Genomic DNA, 23,591 nt, shown 5'->3' with positions numbered 1-23,591 from the left:
CCGTCCCACGTTAGCGCTCACCGGTGTCGCCCAGGCGAGGGAATGTTGTGGCCTGCCGATATGCCACGAATGGTCAGCATCAACCACTTATCCGCCATTAGCGTCAAGCCATGCCGCCGACACACCGGACCGGGACGGCGGTCGTGCTCGTCTACGCGCTCCTGCTGACCGCCACCGCCCTGGTAGCCCCACCCGGGGTGGCCGCCGTGACCAGCCCGTTCACGCTGAGGTACGCCGTCAACACCAACGGCTCGATCCTGTTGCGCGGCAACGCCAACCTGGTCTGCGCCCCGGTCACCGACTGCGTCAACGCGCGGCAGGGGCTGCGGCCGAACAGCGAGTCACTCGACAACAACGGCTACGTCATGGCGAACGCCGACGCCGACGGTGACCTCGGCGCCACCACCCGCAACGACAGCACCGCGACGGTGGCCGTCCCGCCCGGCAGCTCGGTGCTGTTCGCGGCGCTGTACTGGAGCGCGGACACCACCGCCGGCGAACTCGGATCGGGCGCGCCGACACCGGGACACCGGGACCGGGTGCTGTTCCGCGCCCCCGGCTCCGGCTGGCTGCCGGTGACCGCCTCCAAGGTGTTCGGCGGCGGTGGGGCGTACCAGGGGTTCGCCGACGTGACGGCGCTGGTGGCGGGCGCCGGCAACGGGGTGTACGGGGTGGCGAACATCCAGGCCGGGCTCGGCAAGGACCGGTACGCCGGCTGGGCTCTCGCGATCGCGTACCGAAACCCGGCCGCCGGCCTGCGCGCGCTGCGCCTGTACGACGGATACGGCTCGGTGACCAGCACCTCCGGCGACGTCGACATCACCGTCGGCGGCTTCGAGACCCCGCACCTCGGCGCCGTGCGCGCCGAGATCGGCACGGTCGCCTACGAGGGTGACCGGGGCCGGACCGGCGACGCGCTGGAACTCGACGGCACCGCGGTGACCGACGCGGCGAACCCGGCGAACAACTTCTTCAACAGCACGGCGGCCGGCACGCGGGACCCGGCGTGGCCGAACCTGTTCGGCGTCGACATCGACCAGTTCGACGCCACCGGGATGCTCGGGCACGCGGCCACCTCGGCGACGCTCACCCTGAGCACGACGAGCGACACCTACTACCCGGGGGTGGTCTCCTTCGCCATCGACCTGTACGCCCCGAAGATGACCACCACGGTCACCGGCACCGACGTGGACGGCGGCGACCTGCTGCCCGGCGACCTGATCGAGTACCGGATCGAGGTCCGCAACGACGGCAACGACACCGCCGACGACGTGCTGGTGTCGAGCGCCGTCCCGGCGTGGACCAGCTACGTGCCGGGGTCGCTGCGGATCCGGGGCGTACCGGTCACCGACGCGGCCGGCGACGACGGTGGCGCCTTCGCGGCCGGACGCGCCGACCTGGCCCTCGGCGACATCGGCTACCAGGGCACGGCCTGGGCGATCCTGCGGGTCCGGGTCGACGGCACCGTCCCGCCCGGATACGCGATCACCAACCTGGTCAACCTCAGCTACACCGGGCACACCGCGAACGTCGGCGTCTCCGGCCCGGCCGCCTCGGTCGCCACCCCGGTCGCCGCCGGACGGGCCGACCTGGCCGCCGGCCTGACCGTCGAGCCGCCGGTGCTCCAACGGGGCGCCCTGCCGTCCGCCGTCACCTACACCGGCACGGTCACCAACCGGGGGACCGCCCTGGCGAGCGCGCCGTCCGCCGAACTGACCCTGCCGTCCGGGGTGACCCCCGGTGCGCTGCCCGCCGGGTGTTCCGTCTTCGCCCAGGTGGTGACGTGCGCGCTCGGGCCGCTCGTGCCCGGCACCACCGCGACCGTGGTCGTGCCGGCGACCGTCGCCGGGACAGCCGCGGCACGGCCGGCCGCCACCCTCGGCACGGTCGACGACGCCGCCACCGCCGCCTTCGGAGTCAACGAGGCGCCGGTGGCGGTCGCCGACTCGGCGGCCACCACGAACGGCACGGCGGTGAACCTGGCGGTGCTCGGCAACGACTCCGACCCGGACGGGCCGGCGTCCGCGCTGACCGCCACGATCGGCACGCCGCCCGGGCACGGCACGGCGATCGTCGAGGCGGACGGCACGGTCACCTACACACCGGCGCTCGGCTGGGCGGGGGACGACACGTTCACGTACGTGCTCGCCGACGCGGACGGGGGCACCCGGACGGCGACGGTGACCGTACGGACCGCCAACGCGACCCCGACCGCCCGGGACGACGTCGCACACACCGCCTCCGCCACCGAAGTGATCATCCCGGTGCTCCTCAACGACTCCGACCCCAACGGCGACCCCCTCACCGTGGTCGCGGTGACCGGTCCGCCCGGGACGGTACGGATCGCCGGGGACACGGTGGTCTTCCTGCCCTCACCGCTCGTGGTCGGACAGGTGGTGCTGGGCTACACGGTCAGCGACGGGACCGGCACCGACGACGGGCAGATCCTGGTCGACGTGGCGAACGCGGCCCCGGCCGCGAACAACGACCTGGCCACGGTCGCCTACCTGGGCAGCGTGACGATCCCGGTGCTGGCCAACGACAGCGACGGCAACCAGGAGCCGCTCACCGTCAAGACGGTCGCCGTCCCCTCCTCGGGCACCGCGATCCCCGGGCCCGGCGACACCCACGTCGTCTACCAGGCCGCGGCCGGCTTCTCCGGAACGGTGACCTTCGACTACACGATCGCCGACACCCACGGTGCCACGTCGACCGGACGGATCACGGTGGAGGTGGCCAACGCGCCGCCGGTGGCCGTGGACCGGACGGTGAGCACCCCGTACCGGACGCCGCTGACGGTGACCGCGCTCGCCGGGGCGCTGGACCCGAACGGCGACCCGCTCACCGTCAGCGGCGCGACCGGCCCGGCCCACGGCCTGCTCACACACCACCCCGACCAGACGCTCACCTACACCCCCGACGACGGCTGGTCCGGAACCGACTCGTTCACCGTCACGGTCGCCGACACCCGGGGCGGCACCAGCACGGCCACCGTCACCGTCACCGTGCTGAACGCGCCACCGACCGCCCGGCCCGAGGCCGTCACCCTGCCGACCGGGCAGCCGTCGGTGATCGACGTGCTGGCCAACGACGAGGACCCGAACGGCGACCCGCTCACCGTCACCGTCGACACGCCACCCGACCACGGGACCGCCTCGGTCTCCGGCGGCCGGATCGGCTACCAGCCCGCGCCCGGCTGGTCCGGCGCCGACTCGCTGCGCTACACGATCAGCGACGGGCGCGGCGGCACGGATACCGCGACCGTGACGATCGAGCTGGTCAACGCGTTCCCGGTGGCCCGCGCGGACGCCGCCGTCACCGGCACGGGCGAGCCGGTCACGGTCGACGTGACGGCCAACGACAGCGATCCGAACGGCGAACCGCTGACCGTCTCGGCCTGGACCGCGGCCGCGCACGGCACGGTCGCCGCCACCGGAACGGCCGGCACGCTCCGCTACACCCCGGATCCGGGGTTCACCGGCGTCGACGCCTTCGGTTACACCGCCGAGGACCCGCACCGGGCGAGCGCGGCCGCCCAGGTGACGATCACGGTGCGCAACGCGGCGCCGGTGGCGGTCGACGACGTCTACACCGTCCGGCAGCAGGGCGCCACCACACTGGCCGTACTCGTCAACGACACCGACGCGAACACCGGCCAGGACCTGATGCTCGGCGGAACCGGCGCGGCCACCCGGGGCACGGCCACGCCGACCGCGGACGGGACCGTCGGCTACGCCCCGGCGCCCGGCGCCACCGGCCAGGACACCTTCGATTACACGGTCCGCGACGAGGTGGGCGGCAGCGACACCGGCACCGTGACGGTCACCATCGACGAGGCACCGGCCGCGACCGACGACCAGGCGTTCACCGGCGCGGCCACCCCGGTGGACATCACCGTCCTGACCAACGACAGCGACCCGGAGAACCGGCCGCTGACGGTGACCGGCACCGGGAACCCGGGACACGGCTTCGCGACGGTCCAGGCCCACGGAACCATCCGGTACGCCCCACGGCACGGCTACACCGGCATGGACACCTTCGGCTACACGATCCGCGACCCGATCGGCAACGTCGCGAACGCCCGGATCTCCGTCCGGGTCGCCAACGCCTCCCCGGTCGCCCGCCCCGACCGGGCCGCCGCCCTCGCCGGCCGCCCGGTCGAGGTGGACGTGCTGGCCAACGACACCGACGACAACCCCGGCCAGACCCTGGTCATCAGCGCGGCCGGTCCCGCCGGGCGGGGCGCCACCACCATCGTGGGTGACCGGGTCCGCTACACGCCGCCGGCCGGGTGGACCGGTCAGGACCATTTCCGGTACGCGGTGAGCGACGGCGCCGGTGGTGCAGCCGAGACGACCGTCGAGATCACCGTCACCCACCAGATCCCGTACGCGGTGGCCGACTCCCGGGCCACCCCGCACGGCCGGGCGGTGACCGTGCCGGTGCTCGCCAACGACCTGGACCCGAGCGGCACCCTGCGGGTCACCGCGGTGACCGAACCGGACCACGGCACCGCGCGCAACGACGGCGGCCGGACGGTCACCTACACACCGCCGCGCGGATTCTCCGGGACGGCCGTGTTCGGGTACACCGCCGTCGACGCGGACGGCCGCGAGACCGGGGCGACCGTGACCGTCACCGTGGGGCCGCCACCGAACGCCCCCGACCGGGAGGTCACCACCCCGCCCGGCAGCCCGGTGGGGATCCCGCTGCCCAGCACCGACGAACAGGGCCGCCCGGCGAGGGTCGGGCGGATCGGCGAACCCCGGCACGGCACGGTCCGGCTGAACCCGGACGGCACGATCACCTACACCCCGGATCCGGGTTTCACCGGCACCGACCGGTTCACCTACGAGATCATCGACGAGTACGGCAACGTCGCCCACGGCACGATCATCGTCAACGTGCCGGCGCCCGTCTCCCCGTCGCCCGTCCCGCCGGTCTCCACTCCGCCGTCGCCCGTCCCGCCGTCGTCCCCGCCGCCGGGGCCGCCGTCGCCGAGCGTCCCGGTGACACGGACCCCGGCCCGGCCGCCCTCCGGCAGCCCGTCCCGCGGTCCGGCCACGTCACCGACGCCCGGGGCGGCGCCCGTCCCGCCCGACCTGCCGACGACCGGCCCGGCCGCGGTCCCGGTCACTCTCCTGAGCTGCCTGGCCTGCCTGTTCGGCACCGTCCTGTACGCCCTCGGCGTACCCCACAGGGGCCGGCACCGGCGCTGAGACGCCGGAAGGCGGCCCGCCGAAGCGGACCGCCTTCCGGTTTGGAGCTGATGGACTCAGAAGTCCATGTCACCGCCGCCCGGGGCGCCGGCCGGAGCCGGGGTCTTCTCGGGCTTGTCGGCCACGACGGCCTCGGTGGTGAGGAACAGCGCGGCGATCGACGCGGCGTTCTGCAGCGCCGAACGGGTCACCTTGGCCGGGTCGATGATGCCCGCGGCCAGCAGGTCCACGTACTCACCGGTCGCGGCGTTGAGGCCGTGACCCGCGGCGAGGTTGCGCACCTTCTCCACCACGACGCCGCCCTCGAGGCCGGCGTTCACGGCGATCTGACGCAGCGGGGCGTCGAGCGCGACCTTGACGATGTTGGCGCCGGTCGCCTCGTCGCCGACCAGGTCCAGCTTGTCGAACGCGGTCTTGCCGGCCTGCACCAGCGCGACGCCACCACCCGGGACGATGCCCTCCTCGACGGCCGCCTTCGCGTTGCGAACGGCGTCCTCGATGCGGTGCTTGCGCTCCTTGAGCTCGACCTCGGTGGCCGCGCCGACCTTGATCACCGCAACGCCACCGGCCAGCTTGGCCAGGCGCTCCTGCAGCTTCTCACGGTCGTAGTCGGAGTCCGAGCGCTCGATCTCGGCGCGGATCTGGTTGACCCGGCCCTGGATCTGCTCGCCGTTGCCGGCGCCGTCCACGACGGTGGTCTCGTCCTTGGTGATGACGACCTTGCGGGCCTGGCCCAGCAGCGACAGGTCGGCGGCGTCCAGCTTGAGGCCGACCTCCTCGCTGATGACCGCGCCACCGGTGAGGATGGCGATGTCCTCGAGCATGGCCTTGCGACGGTCACCGAAGCCGGGGGCCTTGACGGCGACCGACTTGAAGGTGCCGCGGACCTTGTTGACGACCAGGGTGGCCAGGGCCTCGCCCTCGACGTCCTCGGCGATGATGACCAGCGGCTTGCCGGACTGCATGACCTTCTCGAGGATCGGCAGCAGGTCCTTGACCGCAGAGATCTTGCTGTTCGCGATGAGGATGTAGGGGTCGTCGAAGACGGCCTCCATCCGCTCGGCGTCGGTCATGAAGTACGCCGAGATGTAGCCCTTGTCGAAGCGCATGCCCTCGGTGAGCTCCAGCTCCAGACCGAAGGTGTTGCTCTCCTCGACGGTGATGACGCCTTCCTTGCCGACCTTGTCCATGGCCTCGGCGATGATCTCGCCGACCGTGGAGTCACCGGCCGAGATGGAGGCGGTGGAGGCGATCTGCTCCTTGGTCTCCACGTCCTTCGCGAGCTGCGAAAGGCCCTCGGAGACGCTGGCGACGGCGGCCTCGATGCCCCGCTTCAGGGCCATCGGGTTCGCGCCGGCGGCGACGTTGCGCAGGCCCTCACGGACCAGGGCCTGAGCCAGGACGGTCGCCGTCGTCGTGCCGTCACCGGCGACGTCGTCGGTCTTCTTCGCGACCTCCTTGACCAGCTCGGCGCCGATCTTCTCGTACGGGTCCTCGAGCTCGATCTCCTTGGCGATGGATACACCATCGTTGGTGATCGTGGGGGCGCCCCACTTCTTCTCGAGAACCACGTTGCGGCCCTTGGGACCGAGGGTCACCTTGACCGCGTCGGCGAGCTGGTTCATGCCGCGCTCGAGGCCCCGACGAGCCTCCTCGTCGAATGCGATGATCTTGGCCATACGGCGTTGTCCTCCCGGACATCCGCGGCGCCGGGCCTCGTCGGCCCCGCTCTCCGCACTTTGAGGAAGTCTGTGGACGTCACCACCTGGCGATGTGACGTCCTCAGGCCGAGCCGGATAGCCCGCGACGACCGGCTCCGTGCCCCGATGCCGATGGCAGCATCGTGACCGGAACCCCACCGTCCCGACCTGCTGGCACTCAACAGGCGCGAGTGCCAATCACTTGTTTAGCACTCTCCGGTGGCGAGTGCAAGAAACCCCATCTTCCCGCGAAACCCGCCGACCGGCCCCGAATTCCGCTAACGATCTTGAACGCCCAGCTCAGGCGGGTTCGCGAGGCTCCTCCGGGGCGACGTGACGAGCGCCGCAACCGACCAGGCGACGAGGCCGACCGCCCACAGGACACTCTGCGCCCACGGGACCGGGAGGGTGCTCACGGCCCACCAGAACGGCGGCAGGGCGACGGAGGCGGCCAGGAGCAGTCCGCGCCGGCCGCGGGCGGGCGCCGGGAACAGCGCAACCCGGTTCACCGGCAAGCAGGTTGCCGGGCGGGTGCGGCGGCGGTAGGCATGACCCATGGAGAACTGGGACGTACGCCGGGTCACCCCGGAGGACGCCGGGCGGATGCGGGCTCTGCGGATCGAGATGCTGGCGGACAGTCCCCTCGCGTTCCTGGAGACGGTGGCCCAGGCGGCGGCCCGGTCGCACGAGGCCTACCGGCAGCGGATCCGTAAGTCGTCGTTCGGACCGGAGACGGCACAGTTCATCGCCGACCCGGGCGGGCCGCTGATCGGGCACGCCGGCGGCACCGTGGCGCCCGGCGAACCGGCCTGCACGGTGATCTTCGCGGTCTACCTGACTCCGGCGTACCGGGGCGGTAAGGTGCTCGGGCAGTTGGTCGAGGCGGTCGCCGACTGGTCCGTGGCGGCCGGGCGGGACCAGCTGATGCTCGAGGTGGTGTGCGGCAACGGGCGGGCCGTCCGGGCGTACGAGAAGCTGGGTTTCGCCGACACCGGTGTGCGGCTGCGGCACCCCACCATCCCGGCGCTCACCGAGCTCCAGATGCGACGGCGGGTCTGATGGCCGGGCGGGGATGGCACGTGACGCGCACCGTCCTCACCGCCGTGAACGGGACCACCGTCATCGGCCTGCTGGTCGCCCTGGCCACCGGGGCCCGGATCCGCCGTGGCCGGCACGGCGTGCTCATCGCCGAGAACTACCGGCTCCGGGTGCCGCCCGCGACCTGCTTCACGATCGGTTCGGTCGTCCTCACCAGACGCACCGCCGAGTGGCTGCTCGCCGAGGAGCGGGCCCGGCTGCTGGCGCACGAGAGCCGGCACGCCGGCCAGTACGCCGTACTCGGCCCGCTGTTCTGGCCCGCCTACTGGCTGGCGTGCGCGTGGTCGATCGCGCTCACCACGTCCTACGGGGTGCGCAACTGGTTCGAACGGAACGCGGGACTGGCCGACGGGCACTACCCGGAGGATCTCCCACTGCGACCGTGGGCACTCAGAATGTTTGGTCGGGAGGACGGACGCACAACGCCTCCGGGCACGTAGCCGTATGGGTCAGCGCTGGGATCGTTGGGACCCTCGGAGATTGTCGCCAAGCTCAGGTGAGGGGCCTCGTACGGCGTCGCGTCCTCCCGCAGAGAGCATCCTGCCGATCCGGAGATCGGAGTGCAAGTCCTCGGAGGAGGGATTTTCGACAACCGGCTGATCGCCGATTACCGACAGTTATCCGAGCAGGCCGGCGTCGCGAGCGCCCCGCAGCGACGGTTTGATCGCGTGTGTCGGTCCAACCTGGCCGGCGACCGCGTCCAGAGTCTTCAGACCCTCGCCCGTGTTGTAGACGACCGTCTCCTTGGTGGGGTCCAGCTTGCCGCTCTCCACCAGTTTCTTCAGCACCGCCACCGTGGTGCCGCCGGCCGTCTCGGCGAAGACGCCGGTCGTCTCGGCGAGCAGCCGGATGCCGGCCCGGATCTCGTCGTCGTTCGCGTAGTCCATCCAGCCGCCGGTGCGGCGGACGGCCTCGATCGCGTACGGCCCGGCGGCGGGGTCGCCGATGTTCAGCGACTTGGCGATGCCGGTCGGCTTCACCGGGGTGATCACGTCGGTGTCGGCGTGCAGCGCCACGGCGATCGGGTTGCAGCCCTCCGACTGGGCGCCGAAGACGGTCCAGCCGTCCTCGGGGGCCTCGACGAGTCCGATCTCGACCAGCTCGGAGAACGCCTTGTCCACCTTGGTGAGCAGCTCACCGGACGCCATCGGGATGACCACCTGGGCCGGGATGCGCCAGCCCAGCTGCTCGGCCACCTCGTAGCCCAGCGTCTTGGAGCCCTCGGCGTAGAACGGGCGGACGTTCACGTTGACGAAAGCGGTGTCCTCGAACTCGTCGGTCTCCACGAGCTCGCTGCACAGCCGGTTCACGTCGTCGTAGGAGCCCTGGATGGCCACCAGGTCCCCGCCGTACACCGCGGTCGTGATGATCTTGCCCTGCTCCAGGTCGGCCGGGATGAACACGATGCTCGGGACACCGGCGCGGGCCGCGTGGGCGGCCACCGAGTTCGCCAGGTTGCCGGTCGAGGCGCAGGAGAACCGGTTGAACCCCAGCTGCTTGGCGGCGGTCAGCGCCACCGAGACGACCCGGTCCTTGAACGAGTGCGTCGGGTTCTGCGAGTCGTCCTTCACCCACAGCGGGGCCCGGATGCCGAGCGCGGCGGCCAGCGCCGGGGCGCTCACCAGCGGCGTCATGCCCGGGTCCAGGGTCACCCGGGCGTCCGGGTCCTGGCCGGCCGGGAGCAGAGGCGCGTAACGCCAGATGTTCTGCGGGCCCGCCTCGATCTGGGCCCGGGTCACCCGCGCGAGCGCCGCCTCGTCGTAGGCGACCTCGAGCGGGCCGAAACACTCGTAACAGGCGTGCTGCGCGGCCAACGGGTACTCGGCGCCACAAGCGCGACAGATCAGCCCGCGAGCGGGCGAGGCGGAGGTGGTGGAGGGTGCGTCGACGACAGACGTCACTAGAGTTTCCTCTCATCTTTCCCCGCGGCGACCTGCCGAAACGGGGACGGAATTAGCACCTGCCACGTCGCTGCCTCGTCATCGAGAGTCATGCGTGGTGGTTGCCGGGGCTTCGTCGGGCCGTATCCCTCTGCCCCTCTGGATGAGGTATTCAGTTGTTTCCCACACCTTACGACGAGATTCCGGGATCTCCATACCGAGTTCCCGAGGTGTGAGCCACTTCCTTCCGGCGCCGCCCCGGATTTCGCTCCCGCTCCCCGAATGCCAACAAAAGCCCCTTCTTGGCGGCCCGACGTTCCAGGTCAAGATCAAATTCCTGTCGCAGCGGGGTGGTGGGTGCGGACCGCTGCTCCCGCCGAGGGCCCGGTGTGACTCGCTGGCCGCTGGCGCGTCCAAGACACGAGCCACCCCGCGCGACGTGCGTGAGCGGTTGCGCTCGAAACCCGGCTGGCCGTGGTGGGCGCGGCCGGAGGCCGCCCGCTCTCATGAGCGGGCGGCGGGGACGGCCTGGAGTCGCGCCCGCAGTGGCCGCCGCGACGGACGGGACTCGGCGTCGTGCGTACGATATGGGGGTTTTAGGAAGTTACGTCTTTTCGGGTGAAGCGGTAGAAGGCGATCCCCCAGAACAGGGTGGCGTAGACGACCGCGGAGATGGCACCCTTGGCCAGGTCCTCGGTCTGGACCGGGGTGGAGAGCAGGCCCATCCATGCGTCCGTGTAGTGGGTGGGCAGCGCGTTGCGGATGCCGCCGAGGGCCTCGATCTGGTCCAGAATGCTGGACAGGATCCACAGGAGGACGGCGCCGCCCACCGCGCCGAGAGCGGCGTCGGTGAGGACCGAGAGCAGGAAGGCCAGGCCCGCCACCACCAGCAGGGTGGTCGCCAGGTAGGCGAGGATGGCCAGCAGGCGGAGCAGCCCTTCGGCGGGTGGGATCTCGGCGGCGATCGTGCTGCCCAGCGGGGACCAGCCGTAACGGAGGGTCCCGATCAGCAGGCCGGTGCCGGTGAGCAGAAGCAGGGCGACCAGGGAGTAGGCGGCCGCCACGATCAGCTTGACGCCGAGCAGCCGGGCCCGCGGGACCGGGATGGCGAGCAGATAGCGCAGGCTGCCCCAGCTGGCCTCGCTGGCGACCGTGTCGCCGAAGAACAGGGCGACCACCACGACCAGCAGGAAGCCCGCGGAGACGGCCAGGCCGAAGAGGGCGAAGTTCAGACCGCCGGAGGTGGCCAGATCTGCCATGCTGCTGAACGCGCCGCCGCGGTCACCGTCCTCGTCGCCGTCACCGCCGCCGCCGAACTCGAAGGCGGCCAGGACGATCATCGGCAGCAGCACCATGAAACCGAGCGCCATCTGGGTGCGCCGGCGCGACGCCTGGCGCCGCACCTCGGCCCAGATCGGCAGGGTGCGCGACGGCCGGTAGCCGGCCGCGGCCTCCAACGAGCTCGATGATTCGCTCGCAAGCTCGCTCATCGGTCTCCACTTCCTCGTGAGTTGTCGCCGACCAGGGAGAGGAACGCGTCCTCCAGGCGGCGGCGCGGCACCAGCCGGTCCACCCCGATGCCGGCGCCGACCAGCGACGCGACGATCTCCGAGCGGGCCGTGCCGTTCATGTCGACGATCAGGCCGTTCGCGCCCTCGGGTTTGACCGAGTGCACGCCCAGATCCTCGAGGACCCGGGTGGCGGCCGGTACGTCGGACACCTCCAACTGCACCGACGGGGACTCGCCGACGATGTCGCCGACCGGGCCGGACGCCACGATCCGCCCCTTGTTGACGACGACGGCGTGGGTGCAGGTCTGTTCCACCTCGGCGAGCAGGTGGCTGGAGACGAGCACCGCCCGGCCGTCGGTGGCGTACCGCTGCAGGACGCGGCGCATCTCGGCGATCTGCGGCGGATCCAGCCCGTCCGTCGGCTCGTCGAGGACCAGCAGCTCGGGCAGGCCCAGCATGGCCTGCGCGATGGCGAGCCGCTGCCGCATACCGTGGCTGTACTTGCGGGTCTTGCGGTGCACCGAGTCACCCAGTCCGGCGATCTCCAGGGCCTCGTCGAACCTGGCGTCCTCCCACGGCCGGCCGGTGGCCTGCCAGTACGCCTTCAAGTTCTCGTACCCGCTGAGGTGCGGCAGGAAGCCGGGGCCCTCGACGAGCGCGCCGACCCGGGACAGGATCGGGGCGCCGGGGACCAGCCGGTGCCCGAAGACGAAGATCTCGCCCTCGGTCGGCTGGGTGAGGCCCATCAGCACCCGCAGCGTGGTGGTCTTGCCGGCGCCGTTCGGTCCGAGGAGACCGACGACCTGCCCGCGTGCCACCGTGAAGTCGATCTCCTGGACGGCCACGAAGCCGTCCCCGTACGCCTTGCGCAGCCCACGGACCACCAGCGGGGTGTCGGCGTGCTCGGCGACGACCGCGACGTCACGCCGCCGGTGCCGGGCGCGGCTCACCACGAGCAGCAGGATCAGGCCGAGCACGAGCGCGGCGACCACCCCGGCCAGCACGTACCACCAGAGGGCGCCGGGGTCGGCGATCGGTTCGCCGGTCAGCGTCGGCAGGGTCAGTTCCGGATCCACCGCGACGGTGTACGTCGTCGGCTGGGCGGGAGTGAGGAACGCCTGGTCGGAGGTGGCTACGGTGACGCGTACGGTGTGACCGGCATCGATCTGGCGGACGATCGCCGGAAGCGTCACGGTGACCGGCCGCGCCTGGGCGATGTCGGCCGGCAGGCCGGTGAGCCGGACCGGCGCGACCAGGCCGGCGCTCAGCGTGGCGGTCCCGTTGGCGTCGACGTCGTAGAGCTTCACGAAGACGACGGCCGTACCGGTCGGCGACGCGGCCCGCAGCCGGACCGTCGGCGATCCGGCCACGTCGGCGGCTGCGGTGAGCGGGGCCGACTCGAAGACGGCGTGCTGGCCGGGCACGTCCAGGGCCACGTTGCCGCTGAGCAGCGAGCTGAGCCGGCTGGTGATGCCGGGCATCGAGGAGATGGCGCCGGGATTGCCGTTCGGCGGGTTGGCGACCGGCTGCGCCGATCCGGCGAGGGTCACCGGGGTGCTTCCGGTCCCGCTCAATCCGGGGTACGCGTCCGCGGAGTAGCCGTTGGTGACCAGCCCGCGGTCGAGCGCGCTGAATCCGGCCACCTGGGACCAGGTGAAGTCGTCGCCGGGGGCTTCGCCCTCGCCCTTGAGGTAGTGGTCGAGCCACTGCACCGTCAGGTACTTGAGCCGGTCGGAGTCGGAGGTGGGCCCTTCGCCGCCGTCGTGGCCGCCGGTGAACCAGGCGACCCGCACCGGGGTGCCGGCCGCGGCGATGCCTTTCGCGTTGGCGTCCGCCTCGGAGAGCGGGAAGAGCGTGTCGACGGCGCCCTGGATCAGCAGCGTCGGCGCCTTGATCCGGTCGAGGACGGTGGCCGGGCTGGACTTGCGCAGCAGCGCCAGGGTGTTCTCGTCGGGGATGCCGGTGGTGGCCATCTGGAGGTAGGCGGCGCAGATGTCGGCGGCGAACCGGCCGCAGGCGGGGTCACCCGGCGGGGCCTCCGGCGGTCCGCCGCGGCCGCCGGTCTCCAGCGACGCCGTGCCGTTGCCGAAGAAGTAGCCGGCCCAGCTCTTCTTGAAGACGCCGGCCGCGTCGGTGCCCGCCGACTGCGGGACGAGGGCGCTGCCCAGGTCGTTCCAGGTGATCGACGGGACGATCGCGTCGACCCGCTGGTCCTGGCCGGCGAGGAGCAGGGCCAGGGCTCCGCCGTACGAGCCGCCGACGACGGCGACCTTCGGGTCCCCGGCGGCGTCGGTGGTCACCTCGGGCCGGGTGGCCAGCCAGTCGAGCAGCCGCTGGGCGTCCTCGACCTCGTGGTCCGGGCTGTTCAGGTGGATCTCGCCGGTGCTGCGCCCGAACCCGCGAGCGGTGTACGCCAGGACGGCGTACCCGCGTTCGGCGAGGGATTCGGCGTCGTCGCGGACGGTCTCCTTGGAGCCGCCGAAGCCGTGCGCGAGCAGGACGGCGGGCACCTTGCCGTCCCGGTCGGCCGGCAGGTAGAGGCGGGCGTCCAGTTCGACGGCGTCACCGGCGAGCCGGAGGTCCTCGGTGGTCCAGGCGTCGGGCGTGGGCCGGACGGCCCAGACTGCGGCGGCGGCGAGCACCACGAGGGCGGCGGCCGCGGGAACGGCCCGGCGCCGGTTGAGCCGGGGCAGCGCGCGGCGCAACCCGGCGGTCAGGGCAGACATGGCGCAAACGCTAGCCGGAAAGCCCTGTGTGGGTGCTGAGGGTTCTCTCAGCAACCCCTTTCGCCGGTGAAGACCTTCTCGACGGTGGTGGCGTCACCGGCGGTCAGGGCGCTCACCGTCCCGCCGGCGAGTTCCAGGAGCAGCGCGCCGGTCCCGTCCACGACGAGCCAGCCGGTGACGCCGCCGGTCCCGGTCACCGCCCGGCCGGACGGGTACGCGGCCCGCACGTCGTCGACGGTCGCCCCGATCGCCACGTTCCCGGTCGTGGTGACGGTGGGATCGGTGACCCGCACCCGGACGAGTTCTCCGCCCCAGACATCGGTCTCCGGCGCGCCGGTGAACCCGCCGGCCCTGCCGCACCCGTTGGGGGTCAGTCCGGTGACCAGTCCGGCGTCGGTGATCTCCTGCTGGGTCATCCCGATCCGGAACGGGCCGTACCCGGCCGCGCTGATGCTCAGCTTGCCGGAGGGTGTGGGTTCCGGCGGGGACGGGCCGAAGCTGGCCGGCGGCATGTCGAGGCTGATTCCCGGGGAGGCGGCCGGGGCGGTGGCGGAGGGCGCCGGGGTGTCCGGGTCGCCGGTGCAGCCGGACAGCACGGCCAGCGCCATCGTCAGTGCGACAAGCGGTCTACGCCTCATCAGTGGACTACCCCTCGGCGGATAGCGTGGACGAACCAGATGGCCCAGACGATCAATCGGAGGCACGCCCGGTGGCTGATGATCTCACGCTGACCGTGACCTTACGGCCTGCCGCGCTGGATGCCAGGCGTGGCATCGTGCGCTTGCATCCGGAGGTGATGGCGGCGCTGGACCTGCGCCCCGGCGACCCGGTCCGGCTGACCGGCAACCGGACCACGGCGGGCATCGTGGCCCGGGCCGAGCCGAACGCCGGGCGCGGCCTGCTCTACGCCGACGATCTGACCCTGGGCAATCTCGGCATGCGTGACGGCGGCCGGGTCACCGTCACCGGGACGCCGGTGGTGCAGGCCGACCGGGTGATGCTGTCCGGGCCGCCCGAGGTGGTGGCCGTGGTCTCCCCCGAGATGCTGCGCCTGGCCCTGCTCGGCAAGGTGGTCAGCACCGGCGACGACGTCTCGCTGCTGCCGCAGGACGTGCTGCCGGACGCCGGGCACCGCCCGCTGGTGGAGGCGGCCCGGCGCAGCCTCGCCAACCGGGTGGGGTATGCCTGGACCAGCACCCTGCTGCGGGTGACCGAGGTCGCCGGCGGAGACGCCTCGCTGGTCACCATGGACACCGTGGTCGGCTGGCGGGACGGTCCCGCCGCGGTCGCCGCCGGGACCGTGGCGACCCGGCGGGTTCCGGCCGAGGCGCCCGCCTCCTCCGACCCGGAGGTGCCGCCGCCCAGCCTGGACGACCTGCCCGGGCTGCGCTCCCAGGCCAAGGAGCTGGAGGAGCTGCTCGACCTGGGCTTCCACCACCGGGAGGTGCTGACCCGGCTGGGCACCCGGGTGACGCTCGGCGTCCTCGTCTCCGGCCCCGCCGGATCGGGCAAGTCCGCGCTGGTCCGGGCGGTCGGCGCCGTGGTCGGCGCGCGGGTGCGCACGGTGTGGGCGCCGGCGCTGGCCGCGCTCACCAACAGTGCGGCGGCCGCCCGGCTGCGCGAGCTCGCCACGGAGGTACGCGGAGACGGCCCCGCCGTGCTGGTGATCTCGGACGTGGAGGCGCTGGCGCCGCGCGAGGAGCCGGGGCCGATCTCCACGGTGTTCCGGCAGGTGCTGGCCGAGACGGTGGCGGCCGGTACGGCGGTCGTCTGCACCACCAGCAAGCCCGAGTCGGTGGACCCGTCGCTGCGCGCGCCCGACCTGCTCGCCGTCCAGTTGACCGTGCCGCTGCCGGACTCGGCGATGCGGCGCGAGCAGCTGGGCGTGCTGACCCGGGGCATGCCGCTGGCCGAGGACGTGCGGTTGGACGAGGTCGCCGGGCGTACCCCCGGTTTCGTGGCCGCCGATCTGGGCGCGCTGGCCCGGGAGGCCGGGGTGCGGGCCGCGTTGCGGCAGAAGGACGCCGAGTCGCCGACCGTGACGATGGCCGACTTCGAGGCGGCTCTCGACGTGGTCCGGCCCACTTCGATGGCCGAGTCCACCCTGGAGGTGGCGGCCGTGACCCTCGACGACGTGGGTGACATGGCCGAGGTGAAGCAGGTGCTCACCGAGTCGGTGCTGTGGCCGCTGACCTATCCGGACACGTTCGCCCGGCTCGGTGTCTCGCCGCCGCGTGGGGTGCTGCTCTACGGTCCGCCCGGGTGCGGGAAGACGTACCTGGTGAAGGCGATCGCCGGGACCGGCAAGGCGAATGTGCTGTCGGTGAAGGGCGCCGAGCTGCTCAGCAAGTGGGTGGGTGACAGCGAGCGGGCGGTGCGGGAGCTGTTCCGCCGGGCCCGGGAGGCCGCGCCCACCCTGGTCTTCCTGGACGAGGTGGACGCGCTCGCCCCGGCCCGCGGTCAGGGCAGCGACGGCGGTGTCACCGACCGGGTGGTGGCCGCCCTGCTGACCGAGCTGGACGGTGTCGAGGATCTGCGCAACGTCGTGGTGATCGGGGCGACCAACCGGCCCGACCTGATCGACCCGGCGCTGCTGCGGCCCGGCCGGCTGGAGCGCCTGGTCTACGTGCCGCCGCCGGACGGGCGGGCGCGGGCGGCGATCCTGCGGGCGTCGTCCAAGGCGGTGCCGCTGGACGACGCGGTCGACCTGGACGAGCTGGGCGCGGATCTGGAGGGCTTCTCGGCGGCCGACTGTGCGGCGCTGATCCGGGAGTCGGCGCTGGCCGCCATGCGTGAGTCCCTGGAGGCGTCCACGGTGACCGCGGCGAACGTGGCGACCGCCCGGTCCCGGGTGCGGGCCTCGCTGGATCCCGCGCAGGTGGCCTGGCTCGCCGCCTACGCCGAGACCCATCAGCCCTAGAGGCTCTGTCGCGTGATCCGCGCGACAGAGCCTAACGGCGGCGGGTGCGGGCGCGCGCCGTGCGGAGGCGGCGCAGCCGTCCGACCAGGACCGGGTCCTGCTGGAGGGCGGCCGGGTTGTCGAGCAGGCCGTTGAGGAGCTGGTAGTAGCGGGTCGAGGAGAGGCCGAAGGTGTCCCGGATGGCCTGCTCCTTGGCGCCCGCGTGTTTCCACCACTTGCCCTCGAAGGCGAGGATCTCCAGCTCCCGGTCGGTCAGGCCGGTGGCCTCGACGTGTTCGGCGGGCGCGGTTCCGGGTTCCGCCGCACGCGGGGCGGGGACGGCCGGCTGCTCCCTGGTCGGTTCGGCGGCGGGCTGCATGGCGCTCCCAGACGACATCGGTGACCACGGATTTGACGAGGGATCCTCAGCATAGGTCGCACCGAAGATCCCCGCAGACGCTACCTCAGGCGACCGCGTGGCTACTCAACGTCCAATTTGCTGACACCCTTAGGTGTTTCAGGCTGTGATGACGTCGACTCCGGCATCCCGGAAGGCGGCCAGCACCGCCGGCGGCGCCCCGGAATCGGTGACCAGGGTCTCAACCTTGGTGATCGGGCAGATCCGGGCGAACGCGTGGCCGCCCAGCTTGGACGAGTCGGCGATCACGACGACCCGTTTGGCCCGGGCCACCATCAGGCTGTTCATCGACGCCTCGCCCTCGTGGTGGGAGGCGGCGCCGAGCTCGACGTCCAGGGCGTCCACACCGAGCAGCACGATGTCCAGCGTGACCTCCTTGAGGAGGGCGCCGCCGAGCGGGCCGACCACCTCGAAGGACTGCGGGCGGACCACGCCACCGGCCACGACGATCTTCATGCGCGAGCGGAGCAGCAGCTCGTTGGCGATGTTCAGGGCGTTGGTGACGACGGTGAGCTGGGAGCCCTCGCCGCCGGCGTTGAGGTCGGGGCGGACGGCCAGCGCCCGGGCCACCTCGGTGATCGTGGTGCCGCCGTTGAGTCCGACCACCGTGCCGGGGGTGACCAGGCGTGCGGCGGCCTCACCGATGCGCTGCTTCTCGGCGGAGTGCTTGGCGCTCTTGTAGCGCAGCGGCAGATCGTACGAGACCCCGTTGGCGACCGCCCCGCCCCGGGTTCGGGTGATCATCTGTTGCTGGGCGAGCTGGTCGAAGTCACGCCGGATGGTGGCCTGGGACACGTCGAGACGCTCGGAGGCCTCCTCGACGGTTACCCGGCCGCTCTCCGTGAGTAATTCGAGCAGGGCATTCCACCGCGCGTACCGGTCCACCCACCACTCCCCGATGCACGTTGCATGATAAGTGTGTGCACATTAGTGCGCGAAAGACCCGGAAGCAAAGGTAACCGTTGCGCGAAGGACCTTTGTCGCTTGCCCCGTCGACGGCCTCGTGAGCACAATAGCGCGCGAAAGTCCCGGGAACCGAGCGCGAATGCGCAGCATCAACCGGTGAGGAAAAGACATGAGCCATGTCAAAGCGGAGATCGCCACACAGCCGGAGTGCTGGCGGCAAGCGGCGAAACTAGCCGGGGCGCCTGGGCTGCCCCGGCAGGACGAACGGGTCGCCGTCGTCGGGTGCGGGACATCCTGGTTCATGGCGAAGTCGTACGCGGTGCTCCGCGAGCAGGCCGGGCAGGGCGAGACCGACGCGTTCCAGGCGTCCGACTTCCCGTACGGCCGGCGCTACGACCGTCTGCTGGCGATCACCCGGTCCGGCACCACCACCGAGACCCTCGACGTGATGCGTGCCGTCGGTGAGCACACCCCGGTGACCGTCTTCACCGCCGACGGCTCACAGCCGGCCGCCGAGATCGCGAACGAGACCGTGGTGCTCGACTTCGCCGACGAGAAGTCCGTGGTGCAGACCCGTTTCGCGACGAGTGTGCTGGCCGCTCTGCGGGCCCACCTGGGCCACGACATCGAGGCCGCCGCCGCGGACGCCGAGGTGGCGACCCGCCTCCCGCTCCCGGTGCACCCGGCCCTCTTCGACCAGATCACCTTCATCGGCCGTGGCTGGACCGTCGGGCTCGCCGAGGAGGCCGCCCTCAAGTGCCGGGAGACCGCCGGGTTCTGGACCGAGTCGTACCCGGCGATGGACTACCGGCACGGGCCCATCGCGATCGCCGGGCCGCGCCGCGTGGTGTGGGCGTTCGGTGACGTGCCGGAGGGCCTCGCCGAGCAGGTGGAGATCACCGGCGCCGCCTTCGTGCACAGCCGCCACCACGGCGGGTACGGCTCGATCGGCCGCTGGGTGGGCGGGCGGGCCCCGCTCGACCCGATGGCCGACCTGATCCTGGCCCAGCGGGTGGCCGTGGCCCTGGCCACCACCCAGGGCCTGGACCCGGACAACCCGCGCAACCTCAGCCGCTCCGTCATCCTCGGGTGAACGAAAGCGTGAGCCCCAGCGTCGTCGTCGCCCTGGACGTGGGCGGCACCGGGATGAAATGCGCCCTGGTCCGGCCGGACGGCACGGTTCACCACGAGGAGCGGCACCCGACCCGGGCCGAACGCGGTCCGGAGGCGGTCACCGAGTCGATCCTGGGCGTCGCCGAGTCGCTGGCCGGCAAGGCCCGCGCCGACGGGCTCACCCCGGTCGCCACGGGCATCGCGGTGCCCGGCGTGGTCGACGAGCTGGGCGGCGTCGCGGTCTGGTCGGCGAATGTGGGCTTCCGTGACGTACCCCTGCGGGATTTGGCCGTGCGCCGGCTGGGGATGCCCGCCGCGCTCGGCCACGACGTACGGGTGGGCGCTCTCGCCGAGGCCCGCCTGGGCGCCGGCCGAGGACGGCGGCACGTGCTGTTCGTGGCGATCGGCACCGGTATCGCCGGCGGTCTGGTGATCGACGGCAGCGGCTATCCGGGAGCCCACGGCGCGGCCGGCGAGCTCGGGCACGTCGTGGTCCGGCCGGGTGGCACGCCCTGCGGTTGCGGGCTGCGCGGCTGCCTGGAGGCGGAGGCCTCGGCCAAGGCGGTCGGCCGGCGGTACGCGGAACTGTCCGGCGACCCCACCGCCACCGCCTTCGACGTGGCCACCCGGGCGGTCCGCGGCGACGAGCTGGCCCGGCGGGTCTGGCAGGACGCCGTGGAGGCGCTCGCGGACGGCCTGATCACCGCTCAGGCGCTCTACGACGTCGGCGTGGTGGTGCTCGGCGGCGGGCTGGCCGAGGCCGGTGACGACCTGCTCGCCCCGGTCCGCGCCGCGGTCGCCGAGCGGGTCACCTTCCACCGCTCCCCCGAGATCGTCCGCGCGGAGCTGGGCGACGCCGCCGGGTGCCTGGGCTCCGCCCTGCTCGCTCTCGACTCCCTGAAAGAGACCCCGTGACTCGCATCTCCGGCCGGATCGTCACCTCCGGCACGATCGTCCCCGGCCACCTGGACCTCGACGGCGACACCATCGCGGCGATCGTCCCGGACGACACGGTCGGCGACGACGTGATCGTGCCCGGCTTCGTGGACATCCACTGCCACGGCGGCGGCGGGCACACGTTCACCACCGGCGACGCCGGCGCGGCCCGCAAGGCGGCCGCGTTCCACCTGGGCCACGGCACCACGACGATGCTGGCCAGCCTGGTCAGCTCGCCGTTCGAACTGATGCGGTCGGCCACCGCCGAATACCGGCCGCTGGTCGCCGAGGGGGTGCTCGCCGGGATCCACTTCGAGGGGCCGTACCTGTCGCACGCCCGCTGCGGGGCGCAGAACCCGGCATATCTGCGGGACCCGTCGACGGCCGAGATCGCCGAGCTGGTCGAGGTGGGTGACGGGGCGGTACGGATGATGACCATCGCCCCCGAACTGCCCGGCGCCCCGGAGGCGATCGGACTGCTGCGCCGCGGCGGGGTCATCGCGGCGATCGGGCACACCGACGCGACGTACGACCAGACGCACGCCGGAGTGGCGGCCGGCGCGACCGTCGCCACCCACCTGTTCAACGGCATGCGCCCGCCGCACCACCGGGAACCGGGCCCGGTCGTCGGACTGCTCTCCTCCACCGCGGTCTGCGAGCTGATCGCCGACAACATCCACCTGCATCCGGGGATGCTGGCGTTCGCCGCCGGCAGCACCGGACCGGACCGGGCGGTGCTGGTCACCGACGCGATGGACGCCACCGGCATGCCGGACGGGCGTTACGAACTGGGTGGCCAGCAGGTCGTGGTCGCCGACCGGGTGGCCCGGCTCGCCCACAACGGGGCGATCGCCGGCAGCACGCTGACCATGGACGTGGCGCTGCGCAACACGGTGGCCGCCGGGCTGCCGCTGGTGGACGCCGTGACGATGGCGTCGACCACCCCGGCCCGGCTTCTCGGGCTGGCGGGCACGCTGGGCGCGCTGGAGCCGGGCCTGCGGGCGGACGTCGTGGTGCTCTCGGCCGACCTGACGCTGCGCCGGGTGATGCGGTCAGGCGACTGGATCTAGCGCTCCCATCGGCTCAGGAGTCCCGGCAACGGGACCCGGTCCCAGGGAACCCGTTGCAGCAGGCGCGCCAGGACGAAGCCGAGGAAGAGCGCCGCGACGGAGTCGGTCAGCCAGTGGAAGCCGGTGTAGACCGTGGTCACGAAGACGACCACGACCGGCACGACCCGCAGCAGCAGCCACTCGCGGCGGGTCAGCTCCCGGCCGATCAGCGCGACCAGCAGCAGGCCGATCACCGCGAACCAGACCAGCGAGTTGGCGACGTGCCCGGACGGGTAGCTCATCGACAGCGCGCCGGCGGCGTCCGGATTGAACATGACCGTCCGGTTCTCCAAGGGGAACTTCGGCGCCGCCCGGTCGAAGTAGATCTTGGCTGGGCCGATGGTGCAGTAGGTGAGCACGAACGTGACCGCGAACGGCAACAGGGCACGAACCGATCGGGTACGCCAGAACAGCACCCCGGTCAGGATCAGCGTGACCGGCATCAGCACCTGACCGCCCTGGCCCAGGTAGTTGAACACCCGGGCGGTCCCGTACACCGGCGCCGGATCGTGGGCGAACACCCAATCGGCCACCCGCTGGTCCAGGTCCAGCAGGTGGCCGCGGATCAGGGCCAGGGTCAGCGCGGCGAAGGCCACGAGCGCCGCCACCTCGGGCCACCAGCTCTTACCGATCTTGTCGCTCACCCCTACAAAACTAGAGGTACGTGCGCAACCTTCCGGCCAGCAGATCTCCCCGCACACCGGAGTTGGGGCAGCCGCCGAAGTGGTGCAGCGCCACCACCCGGTTCGTCGACCGGGAGATGACCGGCGAACCGGAGGAGCCGCCCGCCGTGTCGCAGAAGTACGAGACGTCGGAGTGTGCCGCGTACCCGGTGTAGTCGGGGTTGTCGACCTCGCAGTTGCCGGCCGCCTCGTCCTTGCTGCCGGCGATCCGGGCCGGTTCACCGGACGGGTGCTGCGGCACGTACAGCTGCTGGCCCTTGCGGGGCCGGACGGTGTCCAGGGTGAGGTAGCCGTACTTCTCGACCGATTCGAAGCCGTCGACGGTGAAGAGCGTGTAGTCGTACGTCTTGTCGGTCGCGAGCACCTGGTCGCCCCACACCTTGGTCGGCTTGAACACGTCGTAGCCGCCGCACTTGGCGCACTGGTAGTTGAACCACACCTCGGTGTCGTACGCCTCGGACGACGTGGTGAGGCAGTGATTGTTGGTGATCATGCGGTTCTTGGCGCCGACCCGCCAGCCGGTGCACAGTTCGGTGCCGTTGATCAGCAGCCGGGCGATCGCCTTCGACTTGGTGTAGGCGACCGGATCCTTCGACTCGAAGCAGACCGCGTCGCTGGACGTGTCCGTGCCGCAGACCGACTCCTCGCGCCCGGGGCGTGCCGGCGCCCGGCGGGAGTGGCCCCGGGCCACCTTGTCGATCCCGATCCCGAGGTCGCCGGTGAGGTTCCGCAACCCGAGCGGGTTGATCTTCCGGTGCACCTCGACGACCGCGGTGTCGCCGGTGATCGACATGGCCCAGCGGCCGTCGGGGTCGCTCTCGTCGTACCGGTACGACTCGGTGCGCTCCGGGTTCGACACGGTCACGTAGTCGCCGGGGAGCATGGTGAGGCGGTCGAAGTGCACCTTGACGTAGGAGGCGCCGGGGTAGGCGAACTCCTCGCGCCGGGGGCCGCCGACGTCGCCGAGCAGGCGGTCCACCCGGAGCAGCTCGCCGATCCGCTGCCGGCCGGCGGACCGGGCGGTGGTCGACTCCAGCGGGCGGTTCCGGGAGGCCGGGGCCCCCGAGGGCGACACGTCCGGCTCGGAGGGACCGCGTGACGGGGCTGACGTGACCGATGTGGTCGGTGTGACCGGTGGGGCGGCACGCCGGCCCGCGGCAGCCGGCGTGTGCCCGGCCACACCCGGCTCGGCCACACCCGGCGGCGCCACCTCGTGCCGGGTCCCGGACGCGCGTTCGCCGGCGCCCGCCGACGTGACCACCCCGGCCGTGCCGACCAGGGCCAGCACGGCACACGTTCCGATGACGATTCCTGTCCTACGTCGCATGCCACTCCCGTACGTCGTCGGCGGTTTCGCACCTGTGTAACGAGCCACGTGCGGGCACGACGCGCC

At 72.2% G+C, this 23,591-nt stretch carries 17 protein-coding genes and 1 riboswitch; of the genes, 7 read left to right on the top strand and 10 right to left on the bottom strand.

From position 1 onward, the window contains the following. Window positions 1-110: 110 nt before the first annotated feature. Window positions 111-5,219 carry an Ig-like domain-containing protein gene (locus AB0I88_RS08160; RefSeq protein WP_361020064.1) on the top strand — a complete coding sequence of 1,703 codons (5,109 nt, stop codon included), beginning with the start codon at window positions 111-113 and terminating at the stop codon, window positions 5,217-5,219. Between the two features lie 56 nt (window positions 5,220-5,275). Here the strand turns inward: AB0I88_RS08160 and groL are convergent, their stop codons facing one another. Continuing rightward, the gene (gene groL / locus AB0I88_RS08155; RefSeq protein ID WP_361020062.1) at window positions 5,276-6,898 is read right to left on the bottom strand and encodes a chaperonin GroEL; all 1,623 of its coding nucleotides are present in this window, start codon (window positions 6,896-6,898) and stop codon (window positions 5,276-5,278) included. A gap of 299 nt (window positions 6,899-7,197) precedes the next feature. Continuing rightward, entirely contained in the window at window positions 7,198-7,428 is a 231-nt protein-coding gene (locus tag AB0I88_RS08150) for a hypothetical protein (protein WP_361020060.1), read from the bottom strand. A gap of 46 nt (window positions 7,429-7,474) precedes the next feature. Here AB0I88_RS08150 and AB0I88_RS08145 point away from each other — a divergent pair, with 46 nt between their 5' ends. Then, complete coding sequence (locus AB0I88_RS08145; protein WP_361020058.1) at window positions 7,475-7,978, top strand: GNAT family N-acetyltransferase; 504 nt, start codon at window positions 7,475-7,477, stop codon at window positions 7,976-7,978. Window positions 7,979-7,998: 20 nt separating this feature from the next. Further along, the gene (locus tag AB0I88_RS08140) at window positions 7,999-8,457 is read left to right on the top strand and encodes a hypothetical protein (protein ID WP_361020056.1); all 459 of its coding nucleotides are present in this window, start codon (window positions 7,999-8,001) and stop codon (window positions 8,455-8,457) included. A gap of 177 nt (window positions 8,458-8,634) precedes the next feature. Here AB0I88_RS08140 and thrC read toward each other — a convergent pair whose 3' ends face one another. The 4 genes from thrC to AB0I88_RS08120 form a co-directional block, all read right to left on the bottom strand. After that, window positions 8,635-9,918 carry a threonine synthase gene (thrC, locus tag AB0I88_RS08135; RefSeq protein ID WP_361020054.1) on the bottom strand — a complete coding sequence of 428 codons (1,284 nt, stop codon included), beginning with the start codon at window positions 9,916-9,918 and terminating at the stop codon, window positions 8,635-8,637. 9 nt (window positions 9,919-9,927) lie between these two features. Then, a riboswitch (SAM riboswitch) is annotated at window positions 9,928-10,067 on the bottom strand. A 426-nt stretch (window positions 10,068-10,493) separates the two neighbouring features. Continuing rightward, window positions 10,494-11,387 carry an ABC transporter permease subunit gene (locus AB0I88_RS08130; RefSeq protein ID WP_361020052.1) on the bottom strand — a complete coding sequence of 298 codons (894 nt, stop codon included), beginning with the start codon at window positions 11,385-11,387 and terminating at the stop codon, window positions 10,494-10,496. Beyond that, window positions 11,384-14,134, bottom strand: coding sequence for an alpha/beta fold hydrolase (locus AB0I88_RS08125; protein WP_361020050.1), 2,751 nt, complete (start codon window positions 14,132-14,134; stop codon window positions 11,384-11,386). The genes AB0I88_RS08130 and AB0I88_RS08125 overlap by 4 nt, the downstream gene beginning before the upstream one ends. A gap of 47 nt (window positions 14,135-14,181) precedes the next feature. Further along, window positions 14,182-14,772 carry a hypothetical protein gene (locus AB0I88_RS08120; protein ID WP_361020048.1) on the bottom strand — a complete coding sequence of 197 codons (591 nt, stop codon included), beginning with the start codon at window positions 14,770-14,772 and terminating at the stop codon, window positions 14,182-14,184. A gap of 71 nt (window positions 14,773-14,843) precedes the next feature. On the opposite strand from AB0I88_RS08120, the gene AB0I88_RS08115 reads away from it, so the two are divergent. Further along, window positions 14,844-17,054, top strand: coding sequence for an AAA family ATPase (locus AB0I88_RS08115; protein ID WP_361020046.1), 2,211 nt, complete (start codon window positions 14,844-14,846; stop codon window positions 17,052-17,054). Window positions 17,055-17,085: 31 nt separating this feature from the next. Here AB0I88_RS08115 and AB0I88_RS08110 read toward each other — a convergent pair whose 3' ends face one another. Both AB0I88_RS08110 and AB0I88_RS08105 read right to left on the bottom strand, forming a co-directional pair. After that, on the bottom strand, window positions 17,086-17,430 hold the full coding sequence (locus AB0I88_RS08110) for a DUF3263 domain-containing protein (protein WP_361020044.1): 345 nt from the start codon (window positions 17,428-17,430) through the stop codon (window positions 17,086-17,088). Between the two features lie 120 nt (window positions 17,431-17,550). Further along, a complete protein-coding gene (locus AB0I88_RS08105) occupies window positions 17,551-18,336 on the bottom strand; it encodes a DeoR/GlpR family DNA-binding transcription regulator (protein ID WP_361020043.1) in 786 nt (261 codons plus the stop codon). Window positions 18,337-18,526: 190 nt separating this feature from the next. Here AB0I88_RS08105 and AB0I88_RS08100 point away from each other — a divergent pair, with 190 nt between their 5' ends. Genes AB0I88_RS08100 through nagA form a run of 3 tightly spaced genes read left to right on the top strand, consistent with a single transcriptional unit; the run spans window position 18,527 to window position 21,476 of the window. Beyond that, the gene (locus AB0I88_RS08100) at window positions 18,527-19,450 is read left to right on the top strand and encodes a sugar isomerase (RefSeq protein ID WP_361020041.1); all 924 of its coding nucleotides are present in this window, start codon (window positions 18,527-18,529) and stop codon (window positions 19,448-19,450) included. A gap of 8 nt (window positions 19,451-19,458) precedes the next feature. Then, window positions 19,459-20,385 (top strand): ROK family protein, encoded by a 927-nt coding sequence (locus AB0I88_RS08095; protein ID WP_361020310.1) that lies wholly within the window; start codon window positions 19,459-19,461, stop codon window positions 20,383-20,385. Beyond that, window positions 20,382-21,476 (top strand): N-acetylglucosamine-6-phosphate deacetylase, encoded by a 1,095-nt coding sequence (gene nagA, locus AB0I88_RS08090; RefSeq protein WP_361020039.1) that lies wholly within the window; start codon window positions 20,382-20,384, stop codon window positions 21,474-21,476. The genes AB0I88_RS08095 and nagA overlap by 4 nt, the downstream gene beginning before the upstream one ends. On the opposite strand, the gene AB0I88_RS08085 is transcribed toward nagA, so the two are convergent. Further along, window positions 21,473-22,159 carry a phosphatase PAP2 family protein gene (locus AB0I88_RS08085; protein ID WP_361020037.1) on the bottom strand — a complete coding sequence of 229 codons (687 nt, stop codon included), beginning with the start codon at window positions 22,157-22,159 and terminating at the stop codon, window positions 21,473-21,475. The genes nagA and AB0I88_RS08085 overlap by 4 nt on opposite strands. Window positions 22,160-22,169: 10 nt before the next feature. Continuing rightward, window positions 22,170-23,525, bottom strand: coding sequence for a serine protease (locus AB0I88_RS08080; protein WP_361020035.1), 1,356 nt, complete (start codon window positions 23,523-23,525; stop codon window positions 22,170-22,172). Between the last annotated feature and the right edge of the window lie 66 nt (window positions 23,526-23,591).

Origin of the sequence: Actinoplanes sp. NPDC049802 (assembly GCF_040656595.1) — a bacterium.
Classification (GTDB): domain Bacteria; phylum Actinomycetota; class Actinomycetes; order Mycobacteriales; family Micromonosporaceae; genus Actinoplanes.
This window is presented reverse-complemented; position numbering and strand designations above follow the sequence as displayed.